Annotated in this window: 23 protein-coding genes; 15 read left to right on the top strand and 8 right to left on the bottom strand. The window is 68.7% G+C overall.

Annotation, left to right across the window (positions count from 1 at the left end):
• Nucleotides 1-9: 9 nt before the first annotated feature.
• From ACCC97_RS17550 to ACCC97_RS17535, 4 genes are all read left to right on the top strand, one after another.
• Complete coding sequence (locus ACCC97_RS17550; RefSeq protein WP_007833751.1) at nt 10-633, top strand: hypothetical protein; 624 nt, start codon at nt 10-12, stop codon at nt 631-633.
• A gap of 4 nt (nt 634-637) precedes the next feature.
• Complete coding sequence (locus ACCC97_RS17545; protein ID WP_413334097.1) at nt 638-1528, top strand: 2OG-Fe(II) oxygenase; 891 nt, start codon at nt 638-640, stop codon at nt 1526-1528.
• A gap of 107 nt (nt 1529-1635) precedes the next feature.
• Nucleotides 1636-2211, top strand: a complete 576-nt coding sequence (locus ACCC97_RS17540) for a PadR family transcriptional regulator (RefSeq protein WP_007833756.1) — start codon at nt 1636-1638, stop codon at nt 2209-2211.
• Nucleotides 2212-2265: 54 nt separating this feature from the next.
• Complete coding sequence (locus ACCC97_RS17535; protein ID WP_413334095.1) at nt 2266-3099, top strand: siderophore-interacting protein; 834 nt, start codon at nt 2266-2268, stop codon at nt 3097-3099.
• A gap of 54 nt (nt 3100-3153) precedes the next feature.
• Here ACCC97_RS17535 and ACCC97_RS17530 read toward each other — a convergent pair whose 3' ends face one another.
• The gene (locus ACCC97_RS17530; RefSeq protein WP_007833758.1) at nt 3154-4131 is read right to left on the bottom strand and encodes a magnesium and cobalt transport protein CorA; all 978 of its coding nucleotides are present in this window, start codon (nt 4129-4131) and stop codon (nt 3154-3156) included.
• A 22-nt stretch (nt 4132-4153) separates the two neighbouring features.
• The gene (locus ACCC97_RS17525; RefSeq protein WP_157632202.1) at nt 4154-4486 is read right to left on the bottom strand and encodes a hypothetical protein; all 333 of its coding nucleotides are present in this window, start codon (nt 4484-4486) and stop codon (nt 4154-4156) included.
• An 18-nt stretch (nt 4487-4504) separates the two neighbouring features.
• On the opposite strand from ACCC97_RS17525, the gene mutS reads away from it, so the two are divergent.
• Genes mutS through ACCC97_RS17510 form a run of 3 tightly spaced genes read left to right on the top strand, consistent with a single transcriptional unit; the run spans nt 4505 to nt 8842 of the window.
• Nucleotides 4505-7153 (top strand): DNA mismatch repair protein MutS, encoded by a 2649-nt coding sequence (gene mutS, locus ACCC97_RS17520; protein ID WP_413334092.1) that lies wholly within the window; start codon nt 4505-4507, stop codon nt 7151-7153.
• Nucleotides 7154-7181: 28 nt separating this feature from the next.
• Nucleotides 7182-8021 (top strand): proteasome-type protease, encoded by an 840-nt coding sequence (locus ACCC97_RS17515; RefSeq protein WP_042673444.1) that lies wholly within the window; start codon nt 7182-7184, stop codon nt 8019-8021.
• Between the two features lie 20 nt (nt 8022-8041).
• Nucleotides 8042-8842, top strand: a complete 801-nt coding sequence (locus tag ACCC97_RS17510) for an alpha/beta fold hydrolase (RefSeq protein ID WP_413334090.1) — start codon at nt 8042-8044, stop codon at nt 8840-8842.
• Nucleotides 8843-8857: 15 nt separating this feature from the next.
• Here the strand turns inward: ACCC97_RS17510 and ACCC97_RS17505 are convergent, their stop codons facing one another.
• Nucleotides 8858-10330, bottom strand: a complete 1473-nt coding sequence (locus ACCC97_RS17505; protein ID WP_042673446.1) for an amidase — start codon at nt 10328-10330, stop codon at nt 8858-8860.
• 122 nt (nt 10331-10452) lie between these two features.
• Between ACCC97_RS17505 and ACCC97_RS17500 the strand changes: the two genes are divergently transcribed.
• The 5 genes from ACCC97_RS17500 to ACCC97_RS17480 all read left to right on the top strand — a co-directional run bounded on the left by ACCC97_RS17500 (nt 10453) and on the right by ACCC97_RS17480 (nt 14468).
• Nucleotides 10453-11706, top strand: a complete 1254-nt coding sequence (locus ACCC97_RS17500) for an RNA polymerase sigma factor (protein ID WP_413334088.1) — start codon at nt 10453-10455, stop codon at nt 11704-11706.
• A 47-nt stretch (nt 11707-11753) separates the two neighbouring features.
• A complete protein-coding gene (locus tag ACCC97_RS17495) occupies nt 11754-12134 on the top strand; it encodes a YciI family protein (RefSeq protein ID WP_007833772.1) in 381 nt (126 codons plus the stop codon).
• Between the two features lie 94 nt (nt 12135-12228).
• A complete protein-coding gene (locus ACCC97_RS17490; protein WP_007833773.1) occupies nt 12229-13032 on the top strand; it encodes an SDR family NAD(P)-dependent oxidoreductase in 804 nt (267 codons plus the stop codon).
• A gap of 62 nt (nt 13033-13094) precedes the next feature.
• Entirely contained in the window at nt 13095-13691 is a 597-nt protein-coding gene (locus ACCC97_RS17485; protein WP_007833774.1) for a GNAT family N-acetyltransferase, read from the top strand.
• 72 nt (nt 13692-13763) lie between these two features.
• Entirely contained in the window at nt 13764-14468 is a 705-nt protein-coding gene (locus ACCC97_RS17480) for a response regulator (RefSeq protein ID WP_413334085.1), read from the top strand.
• Between the two features lie 31 nt (nt 14469-14499).
• Here ACCC97_RS17480 and ACCC97_RS17475 read toward each other — a convergent pair whose 3' ends face one another.
• A complete protein-coding gene (locus ACCC97_RS17475) occupies nt 14500-16275 on the bottom strand; it encodes a YadA family autotransporter adhesin (protein ID WP_413334083.1) in 1776 nt (591 codons plus the stop codon).
• Nucleotides 16276-16479: 204 nt separating this feature from the next.
• On the opposite strand from ACCC97_RS17475, the gene ACCC97_RS17470 reads away from it, so the two are divergent.
• Entirely contained in the window at nt 16480-18351 is a 1872-nt protein-coding gene (locus ACCC97_RS17470; RefSeq protein WP_413334081.1) for an ATP-binding protein, read from the top strand.
• On the opposite strand, the gene ACCC97_RS17465 is transcribed toward ACCC97_RS17470, so the two are convergent.
• Both ACCC97_RS17465 and ACCC97_RS17460 read right to left on the bottom strand, forming a co-directional pair.
• Complete coding sequence (locus tag ACCC97_RS17465; protein WP_413334079.1) at nt 18352-20700, bottom strand: cytochrome P450/oxidoreductase; 2349 nt, start codon at nt 20698-20700, stop codon at nt 18352-18354.
• 11 nt (nt 20701-20711) lie between these two features.
• Nucleotides 20712-21686 carry a Bug family tripartite tricarboxylate transporter substrate binding protein gene (locus ACCC97_RS17460; protein ID WP_413334077.1) on the bottom strand — a complete coding sequence of 325 codons (975 nt, stop codon included), beginning with the start codon at nt 21684-21686 and terminating at the stop codon, nt 20712-20714.
• Between the two features lie 114 nt (nt 21687-21800).
• On the opposite strand from ACCC97_RS17460, the gene ACCC97_RS17455 reads away from it, so the two are divergent.
• Nucleotides 21801-22616, top strand: a complete 816-nt coding sequence (locus ACCC97_RS17455; RefSeq protein ID WP_413316155.1) for an IclR family transcriptional regulator — start codon at nt 21801-21803, stop codon at nt 22614-22616.
• A 15-nt stretch (nt 22617-22631) separates the two neighbouring features.
• Here ACCC97_RS17455 and ACCC97_RS17450 read toward each other — a convergent pair whose 3' ends face one another.
• Nucleotides 22632-23456, bottom strand: coding sequence for an undecaprenyl-diphosphate phosphatase (locus tag ACCC97_RS17450; RefSeq protein WP_413334075.1), 825 nt, complete (start codon nt 23454-23456; stop codon nt 22632-22634).
• Between the two features lie 148 nt (nt 23457-23604).
• Between ACCC97_RS17450 and ACCC97_RS17445 the strand changes: the two genes are divergently transcribed.
• A complete protein-coding gene (locus ACCC97_RS17445) occupies nt 23605-24486 on the top strand; it encodes a hypothetical protein (protein ID WP_413334073.1) in 882 nt (293 codons plus the stop codon).
• Here ACCC97_RS17445 and ACCC97_RS17440 read toward each other — a convergent pair.
• Nucleotides 24478-25134 carry an aspartate/glutamate racemase family protein gene (locus ACCC97_RS17440; RefSeq protein ID WP_413334071.1) on the bottom strand — a complete coding sequence of 219 codons (657 nt, stop codon included), beginning with the start codon at nt 25132-25134 and terminating at the stop codon, nt 24478-24480. The genes ACCC97_RS17445 and ACCC97_RS17440 overlap by 9 nt on opposite strands.
• Nucleotides 25135-25139: the final 5 nt, after the last annotated feature.

Genomic DNA, 25139 nt, shown 5'->3' with positions numbered 1-25139 from the left:
TGCCTACACATGAACAACAAGATCCTTTGCGCGGCAATCGGCGCCGCCACCCTGGCCGCACTCACGGGCTGCGGCCCGCAGCAGCCCGAAGCCGACCTGCCGAACCTCACGGCCGCGATGAACGCCTACCTTGCGAAGAAAGGCGACCTGTGCCTGGGCAAGACCCAATGGCCCATCGACGTGCCGCAGCGCGAGGCAGGCACGCGCGCGCGCAACGCGGTGCAGATGCCGGTGCTGGAACATGTCGGGCTGGTGAGTGCGTCCACGGCGAAGGTCGAGAACGACAAGGAGGCCGGCGAAATCGAGGTCACCCGCTACGCGCTGACCGACGAAGGAAAGAAGTACTTCCTGGTGCGCAAGAACCAAGGCGGCCAGAGCGGCCAGGGCGACTTCTGCGCCGCTCACCTGACGCTCGACAAGATCGTCGGCTGGGAAGCGCGCAAGGACGCCAAGGACCCGGCCGAAGTCGTCGTCACCTACACCTACAGGATCGATGCCGCGCCCTGGACGGGCAATGCCGACGTGCAAAAGGCCTTTCCGATGGTCGACCGCGTGGTGCGCGGCGCCGGCACCATGCAGCTGAAGCAGAACTTCAAACGCACCGGCAACGGCTGGGTTCCGGCGGAAGTCTGAGCCGATGGATGCGGTGCTGCGTTTCTCGCCCGCGCTGAGCGACTGGGTATTGCACAACCTGCGCCAGGGCTGCGCCCCCGCGAACGTGATCAAGGCCATGCGCGCGCAAGACATGCCGCCCGAGGCCGCCAGGACCATCGTCGATGCCTTCGTGTTCGCGCTGCGCACCGGAAGCCCGGTGCCTGTCGATTCGGTAACGGTAGCGCCCCTCTACCAGTACGAGCCGCCGCGGCTGCCGCCGGGCACGTCGATCTGTACCACGGACCGGCTCGTGCGCGTGGCCGCGCGCGCGGCGCAGCCGGCCATGGCTGTGCTCGACGACGTGTTCGACGCGCGGGAATGCGAAGAGCTGATCGCGCTCGCGAGGCCCCGGCTGGCGCCATCGACCACCGTCGATCCGCTGTCCGGGCGCGACCTTGTCGGTGAACAGCGCAGCAGCCTGGGCATGTTCTTCCGGCTGCGCGAAAACGCCTTCATCGCCAGGCTCGATCAGCGCGTGTCGGAGCTCATGAACCTGCCGGTGGAAAACGGCGAAGGCCTGCAGGTGCTGTGCTACCCGGCCGGCGCGCAGAGCATGCCCCACTTCGATTTCCTGGTGCCGTCGAACGCAGCCAACAAGGCCTCGCTGGCACGCAGCGGCCAGCGGGTGAGCACGCTCGTGAGCTACCTCAACGAGGTGGAGGAAGGCGGCGAGACCATATTTCCCGAATGCGGCTGGTCGGTGCCGCCACGACGCGGCAGCGCGGTGTACTTCGAGTACTGCAACAGCCTCGGGCAAGTGGACCATGCATCGCTGCATGCGGGCGGACCCGTGCTGCACGGCGAGAAATGGGTGGCGACCAAGTGGATGCGGCAGCGGCGCTTCGTGGCCGCTGGAGAGGCTTCGGACGGCTGACTCGCGGCGATGGGCGAGCCGCCTTCCGTGTGGTCTGGGGTATCGGTTTGACTTTATTTTAGATATATCTAAAATAATTTCGATGTACATCATGAAGGATGCTCGCCATGAGACATTTCCACTCCAGCCATCACCACTGCCGCACCGCCCGCGGCGAACATGAAGACGGCCTTTCCGGCGGGCGCGGACAACACCGCGGCGGTGGCCGTGGCGGCGCACGCGTGTTCGGCCACGGCGGCCTGCGCTTCGTGCTGCTGCAGCTCATTGCCGACAAGCCGGCCCACGGCTACGAACTGATCAAGGCCATCGAAGACCGCCTCGGCGGCAGCTACGCGCCGAGCCCCGGCGTGGTCTACCCCACGCTCACGCTGCTCGAGGAAATGGGCTACCTCAGCGTGGAAGCCGGCGACGGCAGCGGCCGCAAGCGCTACAGCGTCACGGCCAGCGGCCAGGAATTCCTCGCTGCGAACCGCGAGATGGCCGACGCCATGATGGCCCGCATGAGCGGCGGCGTGGACGGCGCCGGCCCGCGCGGCGGACGGCCGCCGCAGGTCACGCGCGCCATCGAGAACCTCAAGCTCGCAATGCGCATGCGCCTGTCGGGCGCCGCGATGACCGAGCAGCAGGCGCATGAATTCGCCGCGGTGCTCGACGCCGCGGCCCAGCAGATCGAAAAGATCTGAGCCTGCGCCCTCCCCCGAATCTCAACCCGTCCTGTTCACCACAGGATTCCTGCAATGACTGACTCCAGTAACTCATCCGCCTCCACCGCGCCCGACCGCATGCCGCGCCGGGTGCGCCACGACCTGCGCTTTCGCCGGCTCACGGTGAAAACCGCGCGGCGCGTGACGCCGCACCTGATCCGCATCACCCTCGCGGGCGACGACCTCGCGGGCTTCACCAGCCCCGGCTTCGACGACCACGCGAAGATCTTCTTTCCTGATGCCACCGGCAAGCTCACGCTGCCCACGGTCGGCCCCGAGGGCCCGATCTGGCCCGAAGGCCGCCCGACCATGCGCGACTACACGCCGCGCCGCCATGACGCCACGGCCGGCACGCTCGAAATCGACTTCGCGCTGCACGAAGCCGGCCCCGCCACGCAATGGGCCGAGCAGGCCAGGCCCGGCGACGTCGTCGGCGTGGGCGGCCCGCGCGGTTCGTTCATCGTGCCGACCGAATTCGACTGGCACCTGCTGATCGGCGACGACACCGCCCTGCCCGCCATCTCGCGCCGCCTGGCTGAGCTGCCGGCCGGTGCGCGCGCGGTGGTGCTGGCGGAAGTCGACAGCGAAGCCGACGAGATTCCGTTCGACACGAAGGCCGAGCTCACGCTCAGGTGGGTGCACCGCCGCGGCACCGAACCGGGCCTGAGTCCTGTGCTGCTCAACGCGCTGAAAGCGATGCAGCTGCCGGCCGGCGACTTCCATGCATGGGTGGGTTGCGAATCGGCGATCGCCAAGGCGCTGCGCGCGCACCTCGTGGGCGAGCGAGGCGCGAACCCGAAATGGACACGGGCCTCGGGCTACTGGCGCCGCGGCGCGATCGCCACGCACGACACGCACGACGAGTAAGGTCTTGCTCCTTCCCCTCCCCGGGGAAGGAAAAAAACCGGGGCAGCCCCGCCCTCACAGCCAGCCGGCGCGCTTGAACCGGTAGTAGAGATAGCCGCAGGTGCCGGCGATCAGCCCCAGCGCCACCGCATAGCCGTAGCGGAATTTCAGCTCCGGCATGTTCTCGAAGTTCATGCCCCAGATGCCGGCGTAGGCGGTGCACACCGCGAAGATGCTGGCCCAGGATGCAAGGCGCTTGGTGACTTCGCTCTCCTCGATGGTGACCATCGACAGGTTCACCTGGACCGCCGTGCCGATGGTGTCGCGCATGGCGTCGATCGAGCCGTTGATGCGCCCCAGGTGGTCGCCCACGTCGCGGAAGTACTCCTGGGAACTCATGCAGATCTGGGGCACCCGCCCGCCGTGCAGCTTGCTGGCCGCCTCCAGCAGCGGCGCCACCGCGCGCTTCAGGATCATGCTGCGCCGCTTCAGGTCGTACAGCTGCTTGATCTTGTCGCGCGCCACGCCGCCCTGACCGAAGATCTGCTGCTCGATGGCCTCGAGCTCCACCTCCAGCGCGTCGATCACCGGGAAGTAGCGGTCGACCACCGCGTCCATCAGCGCATACAGCACGAAGCCCGCGCCGTTGCACAGCAGCTCGGGCTCGCGTTCGCAGCGCTCGCGCACGCCCAGAAAGCCCTGCTTGCTGCGGTTGCGCACCGACAGCACGTAGTTGGTGCCGACGAACACGTCGACCTCGCCCACGTTCGTGCAGTGCTCGCCCTCGGGCGAAGGCTCCACGAGGTGCATGACGACGAAGAGCGAATCGCCGTACTCCTCCACCTTGGGGCGCTGGTGGCCATGCTGCGCGTCTTCCACCGCGAGCGGATGCAGGCCGAATTCCTGCTGCATCTCGGCCAGCTCCCCTGGCGTGGCGTCGCTCAGTGCCACCCAGACAAAGCACCCCGGCCGGCTGATGTATTCGCTGATGTCCTCGACCGGAATGTCGGCGAGCTTGGCACCGTTTTCATAGGCCACGCAGTTGATCAGCATCGGTACCCCACAAAGTTCGCAGTCATAAGCTGCCAATGGTGCCATGCGGGCGAAGGAGTACGCATTCGGGGAAGCGATCCACGGCAGCTTCAGAGAAGACGCCGAGACCCGAGAAAAGCAGGCTCATACGGCGGACCGGCATGTCGTCGAACTCGGGCAACCGGCTCGAGGCGGTCTGGACGCTGGAAATCGAGATCGCCCCCCCGGGAATCGCTCTGACGCGCGAGCAGACAATCCGGGTGTCCTGATGGCCCTGCGAAAGGGTGGCGCCGGGCAGGCCACAATAATGGGTTGATCTTTCGCCGCGTTGCCCCCACGGCAACGCCGGACAGCCTCTTTTCTCCATGTCATCCATGGCTTATGCAGACAACCAATGACGGACAAAACACAGTTGGCGGCAACTGATCTTTCGGGCCACACGCCGATGATGGCGCAGTACCTCGGCCTCAAGGCCAACCATCCGGACACCCTGCTGTTCTACCGGATGGGCGATTTTTACGAACTCTTCTGGGCCGACGCCGAGAAGGCCGCGCGCCTGCTCGACATCACGCTCACCCAGCGCGGCCAGTCGGCCGGCCAGCCGGTGGTGATGTGCGGCGTGCCCTTCCATGCGGTCGACACCTACCTCGCGCGGCTCATCAAGCTGGGCGAATCGGTGGCCATCTGCGAGCAGGTGGGCGAGGTCGGCGCCAGCAAGGGGCCGGTGGAGCGCAAGGTGGTGCGGGTGGTCACGCCCGGCACGCTGACCGACTCCGAACTGCTCAACGACAAGAGCGAATCGCTGCTGCTCGCGGTGCATGCTGGCTCGCGCAATTTCTGCGGACTGGCCTGGCTCAGCGTGACAGGTGCCGAACTGCGGCTGGCCGAATGCCCGGCCGACGCGCTCGAAGCCTGGATCGCGCGCATCGCGCCGAGCGAGCTGCTCTACAGCGCCGAAGTGACGCCCGCCTTCGAGCAACGCCTGAAGGCCGCGCGCGCCACCACGCCGTTCACGCTGTCGCTGCGACCGGCGTGGCAGTTCGACGGTGGCCTGGGCGAACGCAAGCTCAGCGAGCAAATGGGCAGCAACAGCCTCGCCGCCTGGAACGCGGAGTCGCTCACCAACGCGCACGCCGCGGCCGCCGCGCTGCTGGGCTATGCGGAGCACACGCAGGGCCGCGCGCTCTCGCACGTGCAACGCCTCTCGGTCGAGCGCGACGGCGACCTGATCGAGCTGCCGCCCACCACGCGGCGCAACCTCGAACTGGTGCAGACGCTGCGCGGCGAAGACTCGCCCACCATGTTCTCGCTGCTCGACACCTGCATGACGGGCATGGGCAGCCGGCTCCTGAAGCGCTGGCTGCTTTCGCCGCGGCGCGACCGCTCCGAGGCGCAGGCCCGGCTCGAAGCCATTGGCGCACTGCAGGCCACGGTGCTGGGAGGCACGGCTGCACCCTGGCGCACGCTGCGCGAGCAGCTCAAGAACACGAGCGACGTGGAACGCATCGCCGCGCGCATCGCGCTGCGCCAGGTGCGACCGCGCGAACTGCTGGCGCTGCGCCTGGCGCTGTCGAAGGCGGAACAGCTCGCGCCGCTGCTGCCCGGCGCCGCCGCACTGCTGGCCCGGATCGCCGAACGCCTCGCCCCGCCACCGGGCTGCGCCGACCTGCTGGCCAGCGCCATCAAGCCCGACCCATCCGCGCTGGTGCGAGACGGCGGCGTGATCGCCACCGGCCACGACGCCGAGCTCGACGAGCTGCGCGCCATCAGCGAGAACTGCGACGACTTCCTGCTGAAACTCGAGATCAGCGAGCGCGAGCGCACCGGCATCAGCAACCTGCGGGTGCAGTTCAACCGCGTGCACGGCTTCTACATCGAGGTGACGCAAAGCGCGCTCTCCAAGGTGCCCGACAACTACCGCCGCCGCCAGACGCTGAAAAATGCCGAGCGCTTCGTCACGCCCGAGCTGAAGGCCTTCGAGGACAAGGCCCTGAGCGCGCAAGACCGCGCGCTGGCCCGCGAGAAATGGCTGTACGAGCAGCTGCTCGACGCGCTGCAGCCCTCGGTGCCCGCGCTCACGCAGCTGGCCGGCGGCATCGCCACGCTCGACGCGCTGTGCGCACTGGCCGAGCGCTCGCACACGCTGCACTGGCGCGCGCCCAGCTTCGTGGCGCACCCGTGCATCGAGATCCAGCAGGGCCGCCACCCGGTGGTGGAGGCGCGGCTGGCAGAGAAGTCGTCGGGCGGCTTCATCGCCAACGACACGCAGCTTGGGACGCAGCAGCGCATGCAGGTCATCACCGGCCCCAACATGGGCGGCAAGTCGACGTACATGCGGCAGGTGGCGATCATCGTGCTGCTGGCTTCCATCGGCTCGCACGTGCCGGCGGCCGCCTGCCGGCTCGGGCCGATCGACGCGATCCACACCCGCATCGGCGCGGCCGACGACCTTGCCAATGCGCAGTCGACCTTCATGCTCGAGATGACCGAAGCCGCGCAGATCCTGCACAGCGCCACGGCCCAGTCGCTGGTGTTGATGGACGAGATCGGCCGCGGCACCAGCACCTTCGACGGGCTGGCGCTGGCCGCGGGCATTGCGGCCCAGCTGCACGACCGCAGCAAGGCCTTCACGCTGTTCGCCACGCACTATTTCGAGCTGACCGAGTTTCCGGCCACGCACCATGGTGCGGTGAACATGCACGTGAGCGCCACCGAGGCAGGCCGCGACATCGTGTTCCTGCATGAAATGCAGCCCGGCCCGGCCAGCAAGAGCTACGGCATCCAGGTGGCGCGGCTCGCGGGCATGCCCGCGGCGGTGGTCAACCATGCGCGGCAAGCGCTGGAAGCACTCGAATCGCAGCATGCGCAAACTCGTGCACAGGTCGACCTGTTCGCACCGCCCCCGGTAGCCGAAACGCCGCTGGCCAGCGCCGTAGAATCCGCGCTGGCTGCGCTCGACCCCGACACCATGAGCCCGCGCGAGGCGCTCGACGCCTTGTATGCCCTTCAAAAACTGAATAAACGTGAACTCGGCGCCGCATGACCGGGCACCGTTCATGCAAGATGAACTCATGACTTACTGCGTAGGCATCAAACTCAACGCCGGCCTGGTGTTTCTCTCCGACTCGCGCACCAACGCGGGCGTGGACCACATCAGCACCTTCCGCAAGATGATCGTCTACGAGCAGCCGGGCGACCGCGTCATGGTGCTGCTGTCGGCGGGCAACCTGAGCATCTCGCAGTCGGTGCGCGAAATCCTCCAGATCGAGGAACTGCGCGAAACCCGCGAGGACGGCACGCAGGGCGACCCGATCACCATCTGGAACGCCAAGAGCATGTTCGATGCCGCGCGCGTGCTGGGCTCGGCGGTGCGCCACGTGTACGACCGCGACGCCGAAGCACTCAAGCATGCGGGGCTGGACTTCAACGTGTCCTTCATCTTCGGCGGGCAGGTCAAGGGCGAGGGCATGCGCCTGTTCCTGGTCTACGCGGCGGGCAACTTCATCGAAGCGACCACCGAGACGCCCTACTTCCAGGTCGGCGAATCGAAATACGGCAAGCCCGTGCTCGACCGCGTGCTCACGCCAGAGACCCCACTCGACGAGGCCGCCAAGTGCGCGCTGGTGTCGATGGACTCGACCATGAAGTCGAACCTGTCGGTCGGCCTGCCGCTCGACCTCGTGGTGTACGAGGCCAACAAGCTCGAGACCGACCGCGTGATCTGCATCGACGCCGACAACCCCTACTACCGCATGATGCACAACAGCTGGGGCCAGAAGCTGCGCGAGGTGTTCGACAGCATCGAAGATCCGGTGTGGGACGACAGCCATACCGAGCATCCTCTGAAGATGCCCGCCACGCGGCACAGCGCGCTGCGCAAGATCTCCACGCCCGACGAAAAACTCATCTGAAGCCCGGTGCGGCTGTGGTGATGCCTCCCGTCGTCTTCTCGCACGGCAACAGTTTTCCCGCGAGCACCTACCGCGTCGTTCTCGACAGCCTGCGCGACCGCGGCTTCGAGGTCGACGCCATCGAGAAGTTCGGGCACGACCCGAAGTATCCCGTCACCGACAACTGGCCGCACCTCGTGCAGCAGCTGGCCGACTTCGCGCAGCAGCACGCCGGCCGCGCCGGCAGACCGGTGTTCCTGGTCGGCCATTCGCTTGGCGGAATCCTGAGCCTGATGTGCGCGGCGCTGCACCCGGAGCTCGCTTGCGGCGTGGTGCTGCTCGATTCGCCGATCCTCAGCGGCTGGCGCGCGAACACGCTCAATGTGGTCAAGCGCACGCCCCTCATGAAGAGCGTGTCGCCCGGCGCCATCAGCCACCGGCGCAGGAACAGCTGGGCACACCGGGAGGCGGTGTTCGAGCACTTCCGCAGCAAGAAGGCTTTTGCCAAGTGGGACGAGCAGGTGCTGCACGACTACATCGACCACGGCACCTTCGAGGGGGAAAACACGCGCGAGCTGAGTTTCGACCGCAACGTGGAAACGGCCATCTACAACACCTTGCCCCATAACCTCGGTGCCCTGCTGCGCCGCCACCCGCCCAAGTGCAAGGTGGCCTTCATCGGCGGGCGCCAGTCGGTGGAGATGAGGCAGGTAGGCATGGCGATGACCGAGCAAGTCACCAAGGGACGCATCGCGATGCTCGACGGCGGCCATCTGTTTCCCATGGAAAAGCCGCTGGCCACCGCCGCTGCCATCGAGGCGGCGCTGCGCAACCTGCTCTGAGCGGCCGCCGCGCCGTCACTCTTCGGCAACGTGCGCCCCGGGCCGCCTGCCCGAATTCCATTGGCCCCCGAGCGCCCGCTCGACCTGCGCCGCCAGCTGCAGCAGCAGCCCGTCGTTCGCCTGGGCAGCCTGTGCCTGGATGCCCAGCGGCAGGCCGTTGTCTTGCGCGGCCATCGGCAGCGAGATGCCCGGCATGCCACACAGATTGGCCAGCGGCGTGTAGGCGAAGTTCTGCCAGAGGTTGGCGAACCAGTCGTATACCGATGGGTTCGTGCTGGTCGTGAGGTACTCGCTGGTGCCCACCTTCGGCGTGGGCAGCGCGGTGATGGGCGTGAGGATGATGTCCCAACGCTGGAAGAAGTCGCCGAAGGCGCGCGAAGTGGTGTTGAACACCGCCTGCATCTTCGCTCGCTCGGTGTACGAGGTGTGCAGCCCGGCTTCCCAGATCTTGATGTTGATCGGCTCCAGCAGCTCGGCCGGCGGGCGCTCCAGCCCCAGCCGGTGCAGGTGGCCGTCGATGACCTGCGCGAAGTTGCTGATGTAGCAGGTGGTCTGGGCGTCGAAGGCGGCCTTGAAGTCGACCGCCGGCAGCACCCATTCCACGTGATGGCCCAGCCCCTCGAGGAACTTGCCGACACGCTCCAGCTCGGCCACGAAATGCGGCGTGGCGCGGAAGTCGCCCCACTCATGCGACAGCGCGATGCGCAGCCGGCCCGGGTCGCGCCGGATGAGCTCGCTGTACGGCTCGGCCGGCGACCAGAAGGGCATGAACTCGCCGGGCGCGCCGCCGCGGCAGTGGTCGACGAAGGCGGCCGTGTCGCGCACGGTGCGGCTGTGGCAGCCCTGGATCGACACCAGCCCCGAAAGATCGGACAGCCCCGGCGCCAGCGAGAACACGCCGCGCGACACCTTCAGCCCGATGTTGCCGTTCACGCCCGCCGGAATGCGGATGGAGCCACCGCCGTCGGTGGCATGCGACAGCGGCAGCACGCCGGCGGCCACGATCGCCGCCGTGCCGGCCGACGAGCCGCAGGTGGTGTATTCGAGGTCCCAGGGGTTGCGCGTGACGTGGAAGGCGTTCTCCGCCGAACTGCACACGCCGAACTCCGGCGTGGTGCTGCGGCCCACGATGTTCAGCCCCGCCCTGCGCAGCTGCTGCGTGAGGAAGCTGTCGGCCGCCGGGCGATGGCCCTGCATCATCATCGAGCCGAACTCCTGCAGCCGGCCCTTCAGCGTGGGGCCCAGGTCCTTCATCAGGTAGGGCAGGCCCGCGAACACACCTTCGGGGTTCATGCCGTCCTTCAGCGGGTCGGCTACCACGTCGTCGAAAACCTCGACGACTGCGTCCAGCTGCGGGTTGACCTTCGCGATGCCGGCTGCGGCCTGCGCGGCCAGTTCCGCCGCCGTCACGTCGCCCTTGCGCACGCGTTCGGCCAAACCGATGCCGTCGTGATCAGCCCATTCGCTCCAGCTCATTGCCAACGTCATTTCGCGGTGCTCCATTTCTTGTTCGTCGAGGAAAGTGCGTCCGATTTTGCCGAGCGTGTCGGCGCGACGCATACTCGTGCGTCCTTGGGTGAGCAGGAACGAAGGACAAGCAAGCGCGCCGCATGACCGACGACGACACCGCCTGGATCGCCACCACGTTGACCGCCTCGCGCCCGCGCGCGGTGGCCGCGCTGCTGCGCTACTTCCGCGAGCTCGACATGGCCGAGGAAGCTTTCCAGGAAGCCAGCCTGCGCGCCCTGCGGCACTGGCCCGCGAGCGGCCCGCCGCGCGATCCGCTGGCCTGGCTGATCTTCGTCGGGCGCAACGCGGCGCTCGACGAGGTGCGCCGGCGCGGCCCGCACGAGCCGCTCCCCGAGGACGACGCGCTCGTTTCCGACCTCGACGACACCGAGGCCGCCCTGGTCGAGCGGCTCGACCAGGCGCACTACCGCGACGACGTGCTGCGCCTGCTCTTCGTCTGCTGCCACCCCGAGCTGCCGCTGACGCAGCAGATCGCGCTGGCATTGCGCATCGTCTCGGGCCTGTCGGTGCGGGAGATCGCGCGCGCCTTCCTGGTCGGCGAAAGCGCGATGGAGCAGCGCATCACCCGCGCCAAGAAGCGCGTGGCCTCGGCCGGCATTCCCTTCGACACGCCGGGCCGGCGCGAACGCGACGAGCGGCTGGCGGCCGTGTGCACCACCGTCTACCTGCTCTTCAACGAAGGCTATTCGGCCAGCGGCGGCGAGGAGCACGTGCGCACCGCGCTCTGCGAGGAGGCGATACGCCTTGCGCGGCTGCTGCTCGAACTGTTCCCCGGCGAGCCCGAGCTGATGGGCCTGGCCGCCCTGCTCCTGCTGCAGCATGCGCGCGCCGATGCGCGGCTGGATGCCGGCGGTATGGTCGTGCTGCTCGAAGATCAGGACCGCGCACGCTGGAACCGTGCGCTCATCGCCGAGGGGCTGGCACTGGTCGAAGGCGCGCTGCGGCAGCGCAGGCCCGGCCCCTACCAGCTGCAGGCCGCCATCGCCGCCACCCACGCGCAGGCCGCGCACGCCGGGGACACGGACTGGGCCGAGATCGACCGCCTCTACGCCGCGCTCGAAACCCTGCAGCCATCGCCCGTCGTCACGCTGAACCGCGCGGTGGCGGTGCACAAGCTGCACGGGCCGCAGACCGCGCTGGCGCTGACCGAACCGCTGGCCGGCGCGCTCGACGGCTACTTCCACTTCCACGGCCTGCACGGCGCGCTGCTGATGCAGCTGGAGCGCGCCGACGAAGCCCGCGCCGCCTTCGCACGCGCCCTCGGCATGGCCCGCACGGCAGCGGAGGCCGCGCACATCCGCACGATGCTCGACCGCCTGGGCTCGCCCGGCTGACTCCATCCATCCCACCCGCCACGAACCACGGAAAGAAAAGGAAGACCATGCTCTATTCCATCCTCATCTACGGCTCCGAATCCGCGGTGGCCGCCTGGGAGCCCGGCGTCGAAGAGGAAATGCTCGAACGCCACACCGACCTGCGCGAAGACCTGCACTCGCAGGGCCGGCTCGGCACCGTGCTGCGGCTGATGCCGAACGTGGCGACCACCGTGCGCCAGGCAGGCGACATGCACCCGCTGGTCACCGACGGGCCCTTCGCCGAGACGAAGGAACAGCTCATGGGCATCTACATCGTGGAGTGCGAGTCGGTCGAGGAAGCGACCCACGCCGCGCACCGGCTGGCCTTCGAGGGCGGGGTGTTCGAGATCAGGCCGGTCACCTGGTACGACCCGGGGGTGATCGCAGCGCGCATTCCGCAGGTCTGAGAAAAAAACTGATCGGCGATGTCGGATCGGGCCGCCGGTCCGCGTCCTTGGTTGGAACGCCCGCATGTCGCGGGCGGCAATCCGAGGAGAAGCGATGTCGCAGACGTTCAGCAACAAGTGCGTGGTGGTTCACGGTGGCAGCGGTGCCATCGGCGGCGCGGTGGCCCGCGCCTTCGCACGTGAAGGCGCCAGGGTGTTCATCACCGGGCGAAACCGGGCCAGGCTCGATGCGGCGGTGCGGGCCATCGAGGCCGAGGGCGGGCGCGCCGAGGCCGCCATGGTCGATGCGCTCGACGAGCAGGCCATGATCCGCCACGCCGCCGAGGTGGCCGAAAGCGCAGGCGGCATCGACATCGCGCTCAACGCCATCGGCGTGACGCACGTGCAGGGCACACCCCTGTCGGCGCTGGCGCTGGAAGACTTCTTCCTGCCCGTGCAGGCCTACACCCGCGGCTGCTTTCTCACGGCCAAAGCCGTGGCGCCGCACATGGCGAAGCGCGGCGGGGGCGTGGTTCTTTCGGTGTCCACGCCGGCCTCGCGCCTGCCGGGGCCGGGCTACCTGGGCCACGCGGTGGCCTGCGCGGGCGTGGAGGCGCTTTCGCGCCACATGGCGGGCGAGCTGGCGGCCTTCAACATCCGCACCGTGTGCATCCGCTCGCACGCCATTCCCGAGGCGGTGACGGCAGGCTCGCACGCCCGCGAGGTGTTCCGCCCGGCCGCCGAGAGCATGGGGCTCACGGTGGAACAGATGCTCGCGGCCAAGCCGCCCGGCCTGCTGGTGCAGCGTCTGCCCTCGCTCGACCAGATGGCGGCCGCCGCACTGTTCGCGGCCTCCGAAGGTGCGGGCGCGATGACGGGCGCTGTGCTGAACCTGAGCGGGGGTGTCACGCTGGACTAAGGTGTGGTCAGGGCGGGCTCCCTAGAATCGCCCGGGTCATTCCCGAACCTCGCCGATTCCGCATGCAGCCCGAATTTCCGTCAGCGCCCGCGCTGGCCGACGCACTGATCGTCGACCCGTTCTATCTCGCGATCTCCGTCGATTTCGAGCACGACATGCCGCAGCGCAAGGCGGTGCTCGCCAACTACTTCGCCTACTCGCTGGGCGAGGCCGCGCGCACTGGCCGCTACCTCGCCGCCGAAGACGCCCGGCTCGGGGCGGCGGCTTGGCTGCTGCCTCGCGCCGATGCGATCGATGCGGCCGAGTCGGCGGCGAAGAGCGACTACCTCGCCAGCGCGCTGGGCGCGCGGGGCCTCGGCAACTACCGCCGCATCGTCGATTTCATGGCCGCGCGCTCGCCGGACATGGCGCCGGCGCATGCCTGGTACCTGTCGATCCTCGGCATCTCGCCCGATGCACAGGGGCGCGGGCTGGGCGCAAAGCTGCTGGCGCCTACGCTGGCCGAGGCCGACGCGGCGGGCGTGCCCTGCTTCCTGGAAACCTTCACGCCGCGTAGCGTGGCCTTCTACGAGCGGCTGGGCTTCCGCGGCGAGGCGGAGCACCTGGAGCCGGTCACGAATTCGACTTACCTGATCATGTGCAGACCTACCCGACAATAGTTGGCAGCAAGTCTGGAAAAATAAGCAAATACCTTGCGCCCGGCTCGCCGGCCTGGCCGAAGAATCCGCCGCATGTCCCCCTTTCCGACCGAAGACGCCGAACCCGTTTCGCTGAGCCCCACGCTGATCGTCGAGGACGAGCCGGCCATGCAGGAGCGTCTGCGCTACGTGCTGTCCACCCTCGGCTGCGACGAGAACCGCATTTCGGTGACCGACAGCGTCGCCGGCGCCCGGCAACTGCTCGACAAACAGGGCTACGGCGTGGTGCTGGTGGACATCGGCCTGCCCGACGGCAGCGGGGTCGAGCTCATCGGCTGGCTGCAGGCGCACCACCCGGGCGTTCCGGCGGTGGTGATCTCGGCCTGGCGCACGGAGGAAATCATCTTCGCAGCCCTGCGCGCAGGCGCCATCGGCTACCTGCTCAAGGAGCGCGACGACATCGAGCTGGGCATCGCGCTGCGCAGCATCGAACAGGGTGGCGCGCCCATCGACCCGAGCATCGCCCGCCACATCCTCGCCTGGCTGGCGACGCACCAGCCGCTGCCGGCCGAAGCGGCGGTGCAGACCTCCGGCAAAGCACCGGCCGCGCTCACGCGCCGGGAGCGCAAGATACTGGAGCTCGTCTCGCAAGGCCTGAGCAACCGCGACATGGCCGAATCACTGTCGATCTCCAGGCTGACCGTGGAATGCCACACCAAGAACATCTACCGCAAGCTGGCCGTCAGCTCGCGCACCGAAGCCGTCTTCGAGGGCCGGCGGCACGGCTTGCTGCGCTGACCTGGCCCGCGCCGGCGTTCTTCCCTGCCCTTCACCATGCATAGCCCGCCTGAACGCGGGCGGCAATGCGGTTGCTGCTGCCGCTGCTGGTGGCCGTGGATACACCCAGCCCCAGGTTCAGGTTGTCGTTGACCTGGTAGCCGAAAGCGAAGCCGATGGCGGATGCGCCGGCGTAGTTGCCCGCGGCGGCCCCCATCCACTTCCTGCCTGCCGCAAGCGTCGGCATCGAGGGCATAGCGAGCGCCGCTGCAATGCCCTTTGCGGCAAAGGCATTCGCCTGGCTGGTCGCGCTGCTCACCGCCTGCTGCATCTGGTTGACGTTGACGGCGTCGGTGCCCAGCACGCCGGGCGCAACATTCGCAATGCCGCGCAACTGCCCGGTGGCCGCGTTGCCCACCGACACGGTGTTGTCGCGATCGGCCACCGAGCCCTGGCCCAGCGCGACCGCATTGCTGCCCGAAGCCAGCGTGTTGGCCCCGAGCGCCACGGCGTTGTTGCCGGTGGCCACCGCGTTGTTGCCTACGGCGGTGGTGGGATCGGCCAGCGCCCTTGCGCCTGCACCGATGGCGACCGAGCCGGCATGGCGGGCCTCGGCGCCGCTGCCAACGGCGGTGGTGCTGTCCCCGTTGGCCGTGGCATTGGTGCCCATCGCCGTGGCGCCCGCACCGGTGGCCTTGCTGCCCGTGCCGCAGGTCACGCTGCCTCCGCTGAAGCTGCACAGGCCGTTGGCGAAGGCCTGATTCATGACGCTCTGCAATGCGGCCACCTGCTGCACCGTGAAGCTGTTGGAGGTCGCCACGGCGCCTTGCTCGGCCTGCTGGACCTGCCCGACGTTGGCGGCATCCGTCATGGCCGTGCCGGCGCGAACGTTGCTGAGCGTGGTTCCCGCGCCGCCGTTGGCATTCAGGCTGACGGTCGCGCCACCCGGACCGTACTGGACCGAGTTGTTCGCCACGCCCAAGGCAGTATTCGCCGTGCCCTGGGCCGCTGCTGCCGCGGCCTGGGCTCCGTTCGCCATGGCCTGTGCCGTGCCTGCATTGGCAAGGGCGGTGTCGGCGGTCTCTCGCACCGAGTACAGCTGGCCGCCGTTGACCGCGTCGGTGCTCGTGGCGGTCACCGATCCCGCACTGACGTTGACCAGGCCGCGCGTTTGGCCGGTGGACCCGAAGGAGACCGTATTGGCCGCCGTGGCAACGGAGTTCGCGCCAATGGCCACGCTGCCGCTCGCACCGCTTTCGACCCGACTGCCCGAGCCGATCGCCACACCGCCCGTCGCAAGCGCCGCCGCGCCCGAAGCGCCACCGTTCGCGCCGCCGATCGCCGTGCTGCCGTTGCCGGACGCCAATGCGCCCTGGCTGGTGCCCGAGGCGCTTCCGATGGCGACCGCCGAGTTGCCCGTAGCCTGCGCACCGCTGCCGCCGGTCTGGCCGCCGAAGCCGCAGCAGCCGTCAATGCCGGCGGCGCCAGCGCCGACGGCAATGGCGCCGAAGGACGTGGCCTGGGCGCCGCTTCCCCCTGCCCCGCCCGTGCCACCCGCAGAACCTGCCCCCGCGGTTCCGCCACCCCCGATGGCCGTCGAACCGTTCGCGGTTGCACTGGCGCCAACGCCGCCTGTTCCACCGGTTCCGCCAGCAGTTCCGCTGCTGCCATCTCCACCCGCACCGATCGCGGTGGCCCCGTCGCCGGAAACCGTAGCCGCGCCGCCGCCGCCACTGGTCGTCCAGCCTGGCAGAGTGGGCCCTGCGTTGCCCGCGCCACCGGCCGCATAGCCCGCGGCGTGCGCGCTTCCTGCGACAAGCAAGGTCATCGCCAGCAGTTGCCTTAGCCCCCCTGCGAACCGCCGTTTTCCTCTCGGGCATTCGCGCAAGACTTCATACTCGCCATTGACGTGGATCCGGATGGACATCGACTTCTCCCTCTGTGAACAACCAAGACAAAACATGGCAAAGTGTGTCTTTTCGTTTTCATCGAGGCCATCCCCGAGAACTGGTAAATGAAGGATCTGGATCGGATGAGGAGCCGGCAGCCCGCGTCGCCCGCACAGGCATTGCTTGCCGCGTTGATGGGCGCCCTTCTTTTCTTCCTCCTTGTTTACATCCCTGCGAGGACGCTCGCGCAGCAGCCCCCTCCTCCCGAGTTCCATGTCGAGGCAGTGCGCGGCACGGGCTGGAACGAGACCAGTCCGCCGACCGACGGCTGGACGCGCGTCACGCTGCCCGACAGCTGGGCCGAACGCTGGCCCGGCTTCGACGGCGTGGTCTGGTATCGCCTCACCTGGGAGCAGCCCGAACAGCTGCGTGAAGCGGGCCTGCTGCTGCACTACCTGAACATGGCCGGCGAGGTGTCGCTCAACGGCACGACGATCTCGCGCGACCAGAGCCTGGTCGAGCCGCTCACCCGCGCCTGGAACACGCCGCGCTACTGGCTGCTGGCACCGCCGCTGCTGAAACCCGGCAGCACCAACACGCTGATGGTGCGCGTGTCGGGCCTCTTCGCCTACCAGGCGGGGCTGGGGCCGGTGAGCTTGGGCACGCCGGCCGCGATGCAGGCCGAGTTCGACAGCGAACGCCTGGTGCGTCGCGACCTGCAGGTGCTGGGCCTCGCGGTGAGCGCGGCCGTGTCGGCCTTCTTCGCCGCGCTGTGGCTGCTGCGGCGCAAGGAAGGCGCCTACGGCTGGTTCGCCCTGATGAACATGCTGTGGCTGCTGTTCGGCTACAACCAGATCGCCACCAGCCCCTGGCCCTTTGCGAGCAACCACGCATGGCAGGCGCTGAACATCTCGGTGCTGCTGGTCTTCAGCGTGTCCTACCTCGTCTTCGCGCTGCGCTTCTGCGCGCGGCGCATGCCCTGGCTGGAGGGCGCGGCCTTGGTGATCGCGGTCGCCGGCGTGCTCGACCTGTGGCTGGCGCCCGTTTCCGATCTGATCGCGCATCGCGCCATCTGGATGTCGGCAGGAACGCTCATGAGCATCGCCGTGAACTGCGCCTCGATCGTTCACGCCGCGCGCCATCGCGACAGCCCCATGCGCTCGCTGACGCCCTTCATGGCGGTATCGGCGGCCGCGGCCACGCACGACCTGCTGGCGTTCACCCAGTTGATCGACGCCACCATCTACTACACGGCCATCTCGTCCTACGGGCTGCTGCTGGGCATGGCGCTGACGCTGGCCGCGCGCTTCGTGAGCAGCCTCAAGCGCATCGAGAACTTCAACACCGAGCTGATCGAGGAAGTGAACGCGGCCAAGGCCGAACTGGCCGCCACGCTGGCGCAGCAGCATGCGCTGGAGCTGGCCCATGCGCGCATCGGCGAGCGCGTGAACCTGGTGAGCGACCTGCACGACGGGCTGGGCGGCATGCTGGTGGGCAGCATCGCGACACTGGAGCGCAAGCCCGGGAACCTCGGCGCGCCCGAGCTGCTGGCGATGCTCAAGCGCCTGCGCGACGACCTGCGGCTCATCATCGACGCCACCGGCCGCGACGACGGCGCCCGCGCCCTGGGCGAGTTGCTGGCGCCGATGCGCCACCGCAGCGCGCAGTTGCTGGACGCCAACGGCATCGACTGCCGCTGGCAGGTGTCGGGCATCGACACGCTGGAGCTGCCGCCCTCGCAGAGCCTGGACCTGATGCGCTTCCTGCAGGAGGCGCTGACCAACGTGCTCAAGCACAGCGCGAGCCGCCGGGTGGACGTGACGGTGGCGCGCGATGGCGCCGATCTGCGGCTCAGCGTGCGCGACGACGGGCGCGGCTTCGAGGTCGAGGGCCAGACGGCCGGCGCGGGCCTGCGCAATCTGCGCACGCGGGCGCGCCGGCTGGGCGCGGAGCTGCTGCTGCAGTCGCGCCCGGGCGAAACGCAAGTCGCGCTGCGAATGCCGCTGGCAGTCTGATCAGAGCTCCAGCACCAGCCGCCCTTCGCAGGCGCGCGAGCAGCAGGCCATCATCTTGGTGTTGGCGTCGCGCTCCACCCGCGTGAGCACCACGTCACGGTGATCGACCTTGCCGGAGAGCACGCGCACCTCGCAGGAGCCGCACAGGCCTTCCTCGCAATCGCTCTGCACGTCGACGTTCGCAGCGCGCAGCGCGGTCAGCAGAGTCTGGTCGGGCGGCACCGTGAGGACGAGGCCGGAATCCTTCAACTCCACCTCGAAGGCATGTTCCTTCGACGGATCGAGCGTGGCCAGCGTGGATTCGAAATGCTCCACGCGCAGCGCTCCCTCGGGCCAGGCGGCGCAGCAGTCTTCCAGCGCCTCGAGCATGCGCAGCGGGCCGCAGGCATACACCTGCGCGCCGGGCACCGGCTGCGCGAGCAGCGCCTGCAGGTCGTTGCGCCGGCCTTCGTCCGCGACGTGCAGGTGCAGCCGCTCGCCGTGCAGCGCGGCCAACTCGTCGACGAAGGCCATGCTGCTGCGGCTGCGGCCGCTGTAGTGCAGCTCGTAGTCCATGCCCAGCGCCTTCGCGCGCCGCGCCATCGCGCTCACCGGCGTGATGCCGATGCCGCCGGCGATGAAGATCGCCTTCTTCAGCGACTCGTCGAGCCTGAAGTGGTTGCGCGGGCCGCGGATGCGCAGCCGGTCGCCCGCCTTCACGCTGCCATGCACCCAGGCCGAGCCGCCGCGCCCCTCGGGCTCGTGCAGCACGGCGATCTCGAAGGCGCCCGCGTCGTCCGGGTCGCCGCACAGCGAGTACTGGCGCGACAGCTCGGGCGTGCCGCATTCCACGTCGATGTGCGAGCCGGCCGTCCAGCGCGGCAGCGGCTTGCCGTCGGGCGACACCAGGCGCAGCCTGACGATGCCATCGGCCACGGGCGTCACGGCCTGCACCACCACGGGCCGTGCGATGGCGTGCGCCGAAGGCTCGCCGATGCGCACCGGCACGCGCACGTCGCGCAGGCCGGGGTTCGCGCGCTCGGGGTTGGCGGCCGGGTCCCATTCCACCCACAGGTGCTCGGGGCCGCGGAAGGAGGTGTTCGGCACATAGGTGAAGCGCTGCTCGGAAAGCCGCATGTGCGGCAGCCGGCGCGTGAACTCCTCCAGGAAGATCTGCATCTCCATGCGCGCCAGGTTCTTGCCCATGCACTGGTGCGAGCCGTAGCCGAAGGTCAGGTGGTCGCTGGCGTTGTCGCGGCGGATGTCGAACAGGTCGGCATCGAAAAAATGCCCCTCGTCGTGGTTGGCCGAAGAGGTGACGATCAGCAGGCGCGAGCCCGCCGGCAGGTCGACGCCGCCGACCTGAGTGTCTTTCGTGACCATGCGCCGCCACGCGGCCACCGAGCCGTTGTGGCGCAGGCACTCTTCCACCGCGTTGGGAATGAGCCCCGGGTCCTCGCACAGCTCGCGCCACACCTGCGGGTGCTGCAGCAGCAGCTTCACCGCGTTGGCGGTGGCGTTGGCGGTGGTCTCGTGCGCGGCGACGATGCCGGCCATCATCATCGAGTGCAGGTACGAGTCGGTCACCACCTCGGGGTGCAGCATCTGCTTGCGGATGCCGTACTGCATCCAGCCGGGCGCATCGGGGTCCTGCCGCATCTTGTCGAGCACCTTGCCGGCGTACTGCCAGAAGTTGCCCACCGCGTGCGCCACGGCCACCTGCTCCTCGGGCTTCGGACGGCCCCAGGTGTTGACGGTGTGCGCGATGGAGTACTTGCGCAGCGTGTCCATGTCTTCCTCGGGCACGCCGAGGAAGTGCAGCGCTACCGTGAGCGGAATTTCCCACAGCATCTGGTCGACGAGGTCGGCGCGGCCGTCGTCGATGAAGCGGTCGACGTACTCGCGCGCCAGCTCGCGCACCATGGGCTCGTGGTGCTTCAGCGCCTCGGGCGTGAACGGGTCCATCAGCGCGCGGCGGCGCGGCATGTGGGCGGGCTCGTCCTCGTTCACCAGCGTGCGGTTGAGCGCGAAGCCGTAGGAGGCCAGCACCGCGTTGGCCTCCTCGCCGGTGGGCGTGATCTTCTCCAGCGCGATCGAGGGGCTGAAGGTGATGTTGTCGCGGAACACCGCCTTGATGTCCTCGTAGCGCGTGAGCACCCAGTAGCCCAGCTTGGGGCTGTAGAAGATGGGCTCCTGCTCGCGCGCCCAGCGCACGTACTCGGGCGGGTCCTGCTGGTAGCCGTCCTCGAAGGGGTCGAAGCCGGCGGCGCGCTGGCTCACCGGGCAGCCGGTGGGCGTGCGCTCGGAGGACAGCGCCCCGTGCGCGACGGGGCAGCCGGAGGTGCGCGAGGACGTGGCGGTATCTGGCATGGCGGGCAGCTTCAGTCGAGGGTGATCTTCAGGTCGCGGATGAGCTTGTGCCAGCGCACCGTCTCGTTCTTCAGCAGCTCGGCGTACTGCGCGGGCGTGTTGCCCACCGGCTCCACGCCGAAGTCGACCATGCGCGTGCGCACCGAGGGCTCGCTGATGGCGGCGACCAGCTGGCGGTTGAGCGTGTTCACCACGTCGGCTGGCGTGGCCGAGGGCACCACCACGCCGACCAGCGCGGCGGCCTCGACGTTCTTGTAGCCCAGCTCGGCGAAGGTGGGCACGTCGGGCAGCTGCGGCAGGCGCGTGGGGTTGGCCACGGCCAGTGCGCGCACCTTGCCGCCCTTGATGAAGCCGGAGCCCGCGGCCAGGTCGACCATCATGGCCGGCAGCTGCCCGCCGACCACGTCAGCCAGCGCGGGTGCCGCGCCGCGGTACGGCACATGCACCATGAAGAGCTTGGCCTCCACCTTCAGCAGCTCCATGGCCAGGTGGTGCGGGCTGCCCGCGCCGGCCGAGGCGTAGTTGATGCCGCCCGGCTTGGCCCGGGCCTGGGCGATGAAGTCCTTGGCCGAACTGAAGCCCGAGTTGGCGCCGACGACCAGGATCATCGGGAACTTGCCCATCAGCGTGACGGGCGCCAGGTCTTTCGTGGGGCTGTAGCTCAGCGACTTGTAGAGCGCGGGGTTGAACACCAGCGTGCCGTTGTCGGCCGAGAGGATGGTGTAGCCGTCGGCCGCCGCGCGCGCGGTTTCGGAAGCAGCCAGCGCGGTGTTGCCACCCGGCTTGTTGTCCACCAGCACCGGCTGCGCGACCTGGGTGGACAGCGTCTGCGCCACCGTGCGCGCAAGGAAGTCGGAACCGCCGCCGGCTGCGTAGGGAACGATCCAGCGGATCGGCTTGGCGGGAAAGGCCTGCTGTGCGCCGGCGCCGGCAGCGACGGCAGCCAGGGAAAGAACCGCGAGGCAGCGGGCGAAGTGCTTCTTCATGAGGGTGTCTCCGTACTGGATTTTGTGTATTGCGTAATTATCATACGCATAGCGTAATTCACGGATCGCGGGTTTACCCGACCCCATCGCGCGAGCACCTAACATCCAGCCGTCATGACGCAGTCCACGGAATCCGAGCCCTCCTCTCCTCCCACCCGCGAACGCCGCCAGCGCGTGCAGTCCGCCGAGACCGGCATGTCCGTGCTCAAGGGGCTGGCGCACCTGGGCGGGCGCAGCAGCCTGACCGCGCTGTCGGCGCACGTCGCCGAGAGCCCCGCCAAGGTGCACCGCTACCTCGCGAGCCTGATGGAAGCGGGCCTGGTGCTGCAGGACGCCGCCTCGCAGCACTACTACCTGGGCACCGAAGCCATCCAGATCGGGCTGGCCGCCATGCGCCAGGCCGATCCGATCCGAGCGGCCGAGCCCTGCCTGATCCGCCTGCGCGAATCGCTGGAGGTGACCTGCTTCGTGGCGGTGATGGGAAACAAGGGCCCGACCATCGTGCGCTTCGAGGAGCCGGGACTGCCGGTGACGGTGAACGTGCGCGCCGGCTCGGTGATGTCGATGCTGTGGTCGGCCACCGGCCGCGCCTTTCTGGGGCTGCTCGACGAGTCGCGCGTGCTGGCGCTGGCCGAGCAGGAGCTGGCCGATGCCACGCCGGAGATGCGCGCCCTGCTCGACGCGAAAGACCCGATCGGCCAGCTGCGCCACGAGGTGCGGCAGGCGCGCTGCGCGAGCGTCAGGGACACCTACCTGCGCGGCATCAGCGCCGTGGCGGCGCCGGTGTACGACTATGCGGGGAGGGTCTGCGCCGTGATCACCGCGCTGGGCGCCACGGGGGGCTTCGACCCGTCCATCGATGGGCCCATCGCCGCGGCGGTGCGGCAGGAAGCCAGGGCCGCAAGCGCCCTGCTGGGCGCCTCGGCCTGAGGAATCAAGTCCGGATCAGTCCGCCCAGACCACCGTGCCGGTCCACGCAGTGACCAGCACCACGATGCCGAAGGCGATGCGGTACCAGGCGAACGGAATGAAGTTGTGGGTGCTGATGTACTTCAGCAGCCAGCGCACGCACAACCATGCGCTGATGAACGAGAACACCAGCCCCACCGCGAACAGCGGGAGGTCGGCCACCGACAGCAGCGCGCGCTCCTTGTAGAGGCTGTACACGCCGGCACCGATCAGCGTGGGAATGGCCAGGAAGAACGAGAAATCTGTCGCCGCCTGCCGCGACAGCCCCAGCAGCATGCCGCCGATGATGGTCGAGCCGCTGCGGCTGGTGCCGGGGATCATCGCGAAGCACTGCACCAGGCCGACCTTGAGTGCGTCCCAGGGCGACATGTCGTCGACATGCTCCACGCGCACCGAACCCGGCGGCCGCTTCTCGGCCCAGAGGATGATGAAGCCGCCGATGATGAAGGTGCTCGCCACCACGGTCGGGATGAACAGGTGCGCCTTGATGGCCTTGCCGAACAGCAGGCCCAGCACCACCGCGGGCAGGAAGCCGATGAAGATGTTCAGCGCCAGGCGCTGCGCCTTCGGCTGCCGGGGCAGCGCGACGACGGTCGACTTGATCTTGTGCCAGTAGACCAGGATCACCGCGAAGATCGCGCCGGTCTGGATGGCGATGTCGAAGACCTTGGCCTTGTCGTCGTCGAAACCGAGCAGCGAGCCCGCAAGAATCAGGTGGCCGGTCGACGAGATCGGCAGGAATTCGGTCAGCCCTTCGACGATGCCCATCACGGCGGCCTTGACCAGCAAAACAATGTCCACGCGCACTCCTTTGAAGAGCGGCCATTATCGCGAGGGAGCAGTCAGGCGCCATTCAGGCTCCCCTGTTCGGGTGATGTTCAGACCCGGTGCGTTGGCACACAGTCGGGCATGTTCGGGCATGTGTGGCGCCCGAAGGAGCCTTGACCCAATGCGAACGTTCACGCCCAACGACGGGCTCGAAGAACACGCCTCGACCGCCGACGATCACGGCGAAGACCGCCGGAAGAACGCGCAGGATCTCGAGCGCGAGCAGCGCGCCTCGATGCGGCGGGTGGCCGAGGCCACCGGCGCATCGACCAGCGAGCTGCAGCAGCTGATGCAGCGGCTGCTCGACATCGACCGCTCGGGCACGAGTGCCGGCATCGTGGCGCAGGGCCATATCGCGGCCGACCGCATGCAATCGGGCATGTCGGTGCTGGACCTCGGCGGCGGCAACATGGCCGAACAGCAGGTCGACGCCATGCAGAGCATCGATTTCCGGCTGCTCGAAACGCTGGACCCGGCGCACGACAAGAAGTGGTACGCCCGCTGGAAGTTCTGGAGCTTCATCCTCGGTGCGGCCGGCCCCGAGGCCGCGCTCACGCTGCAGGGCCTGGCGCTGCGCCCCACCGAGCCCGGCGATGCGCACGCCGACCTGGTGGCCAAGGCGCGCAAGGTGCTGGAAAGCTGGCGCCGCACCTCCGAGCCGCTGTTCTGGGCAGCCGTCGAGTGCTACGTGCGGCAGCAGTCGTTCTCGCTCGAAACGCAGGCCTACCTGATGCACTGCATCGCCGCCGTGTTCGCGGGCACCCCGATGAAGCTGTCGAACGCGCAGAGCGAGCAGCTCGCGGGCGTGCTCATCGACACCTATTGCGATGCGCTGGGCACCTCGGCGTGCATGCCCTCGGCGGGCATCTACCGGCGGCTGTCGCAAGGCCTGGACGCAACCGACCGCGAAACCGGCATACCCCGCTACCTGGGGCGCAGCGACGCGGCGCAGATCGCGATGACGGCGCTGTTCTCGGTCATCGAAGGCTCGCGCTCACGCTGACCCGGGCCCGATGCGCCGGCGCAGTGCGCGCACTGCGCTGTCGACCGTGGTCAGCACCGGCAGGCCGCTGGCCGTTTCGCAGGCGGCGCGCGCCCGCGCCATGCTGAACTGGGCCAAGGCAATGCGCGTGCAGCCGCGCTTGCTCAGGGCCACGGCCTGCGCGGCGATCAGGGCGTCGTGCTGCTGCGTGTCGCCGGCATTCAATGCGTCGAGCGCGCCTTCGGCCAGCGCGGGTTCGATTGCCGTACCCCGCGGAAACTCGGGCGGCATGGAGGCCAGCGTCGGCGCGAAGGTGGCGATCAGCCCGAGCCGCCCCTGCCCTTGCGCCACCTCGTCGATCATGGCTTCGTTGGGCTTGAGCACCGGAATGCCCGCATGGCACCGCGCCACCGCCTCGATGCACGGCCCGAAGGCCGAGCAGGTGAAGAGAATGCCCTGCGCGCCCGTGTCGACCGCGTACTGCGCGAGCCGCTGGAAGCGCTCGTGCATGGCGCCGTCGAGCCCCTTGCTGCCGTTGCGCGCGAGGTCGGCCGACAGGCTGTCGTCGAGCAGGTTCATGCGCCGAGCCTCGGGCCAGTCGCGCGCGAAGGCGTCGTTGATGGGCGCGACCGAGTGCGACAGGGCGTGGATCAGGGCAATGCGAGTCATGGGGT

Origin of the sequence: Variovorax sp. Varisp85, assembly GCF_047304045.1 — a bacterium.
Lineage (GTDB): Bacteria > Pseudomonadota > Gammaproteobacteria > Burkholderiales > Burkholderiaceae_C > Variovorax.
The sequence above is the reverse complement of the archived record's forward strand: the minus strand, read 5'-3'. Positions and strand labels throughout refer to the sequence as shown.

Coding starts and splice junctions, on each gene's coding strand:
- ACCC97_RS17440 (WP_413334071.1), bottom strand. CDS start 25,134: ATGACTCGCATTGCCCTGATCCACGCCCTGTCGCACTCGGTCGCGCCC.
- ACCC97_RS17545 (WP_413334097.1), top strand. CDS start 638: ATGGATGCGGTGCTGCGTTTCTCGCCCGCGCTGAGCGACTGGGTATTG.
- ACCC97_RS17480 (WP_413334085.1), top strand. CDS start 13,764: ATGTCCCCCTTTCCGACCGAAGACGCCGAACCCGTTTCGCTGAGCCCC.
- mutS (WP_413334092.1), top strand. CDS start 4,505: ATGACGGACAAAACACAGTTGGCGGCAACTGATCTTTCGGGCCACACG.
- ACCC97_RS17460 (WP_413334077.1), bottom strand. CDS start 21,686: ATGAAGAAGCACTTCGCCCGCTGCCTCGCGGTTCTTTCCCTGGCTGCC.
- ACCC97_RS17485 (WP_007833774.1), top strand. CDS start 13,095: ATGCAGCCCGAATTTCCGTCAGCGCCCGCGCTGGCCGACGCACTGATC.
- ACCC97_RS17550 (WP_007833751.1), top strand. CDS start 10: ATGAACAACAAGATCCTTTGCGCGGCAATCGGCGCCGCCACCCTGGCC.
- ACCC97_RS17475 (WP_413334083.1), bottom strand. CDS start 16,275: ATGACCTTGCTTGTCGCAGGAAGCGCGCACGCCGCGGGCTATGCGGCC.
- ACCC97_RS17495 (WP_007833772.1), top strand. CDS start 11,754: ATGCTCTATTCCATCCTCATCTACGGCTCCGAATCCGCGGTGGCCGCC.
- ACCC97_RS17470 (WP_413334081.1), top strand. CDS start 16,480: ATGAGGAGCCGGCAGCCCGCGTCGCCCGCACAGGCATTGCTTGCCGCG.
- ACCC97_RS17535 (WP_413334095.1), top strand. CDS start 2,266: ATGACTGACTCCAGTAACTCATCCGCCTCCACCGCGCCCGACCGCATG.
- ACCC97_RS17445 (WP_413334073.1), top strand. CDS start 23,605: ATGCGAACGTTCACGCCCAACGACGGGCTCGAAGAACACGCCTCGACC.
- ACCC97_RS17490 (WP_007833773.1), top strand. CDS start 12,229: ATGTCGCAGACGTTCAGCAACAAGTGCGTGGTGGTTCACGGTGGCAGC.
- ACCC97_RS17515 (WP_042673444.1), top strand. CDS start 7,182: ATGACTTACTGCGTAGGCATCAAACTCAACGCCGGCCTGGTGTTTCTC.
- ACCC97_RS17525 (WP_157632202.1), bottom strand. CDS start 4,486: ATGGATGACATGGAGAAAAGAGGCTGTCCGGCGTTGCCGTGGGGGCAA.
- ACCC97_RS17530 (WP_007833758.1), bottom strand. CDS start 4,131: ATGCTGATCAACTGCGTGGCCTATGAAAACGGTGCCAAGCTCGCCGAC.
- ACCC97_RS17465 (WP_413334079.1), bottom strand. CDS start 20,700: ATGCCAGATACCGCCACGTCCTCGCGCACCTCCGGCTGCCCCGTCGCG.
- ACCC97_RS17455 (WP_413316155.1), top strand. CDS start 21,801: ATGACGCAGTCCACGGAATCCGAGCCCTCCTCTCCTCCCACCCGCGAA.
- ACCC97_RS17540 (WP_007833756.1), top strand. CDS start 1,636: ATGAGACATTTCCACTCCAGCCATCACCACTGCCGCACCGCCCGCGGC.
- ACCC97_RS17505 (WP_042673446.1), bottom strand. CDS start 10,330: ATGACGTTGGCAATGAGCTGGAGCGAATGGGCTGATCACGACGGCATC.
- ACCC97_RS17510 (WP_413334090.1), top strand. CDS start 8,042: ATGCCTCCCGTCGTCTTCTCGCACGGCAACAGTTTTCCCGCGAGCACC.
- ACCC97_RS17500 (WP_413334088.1), top strand. CDS start 10,453: ATGACCGACGACGACACCGCCTGGATCGCCACCACGTTGACCGCCTCG.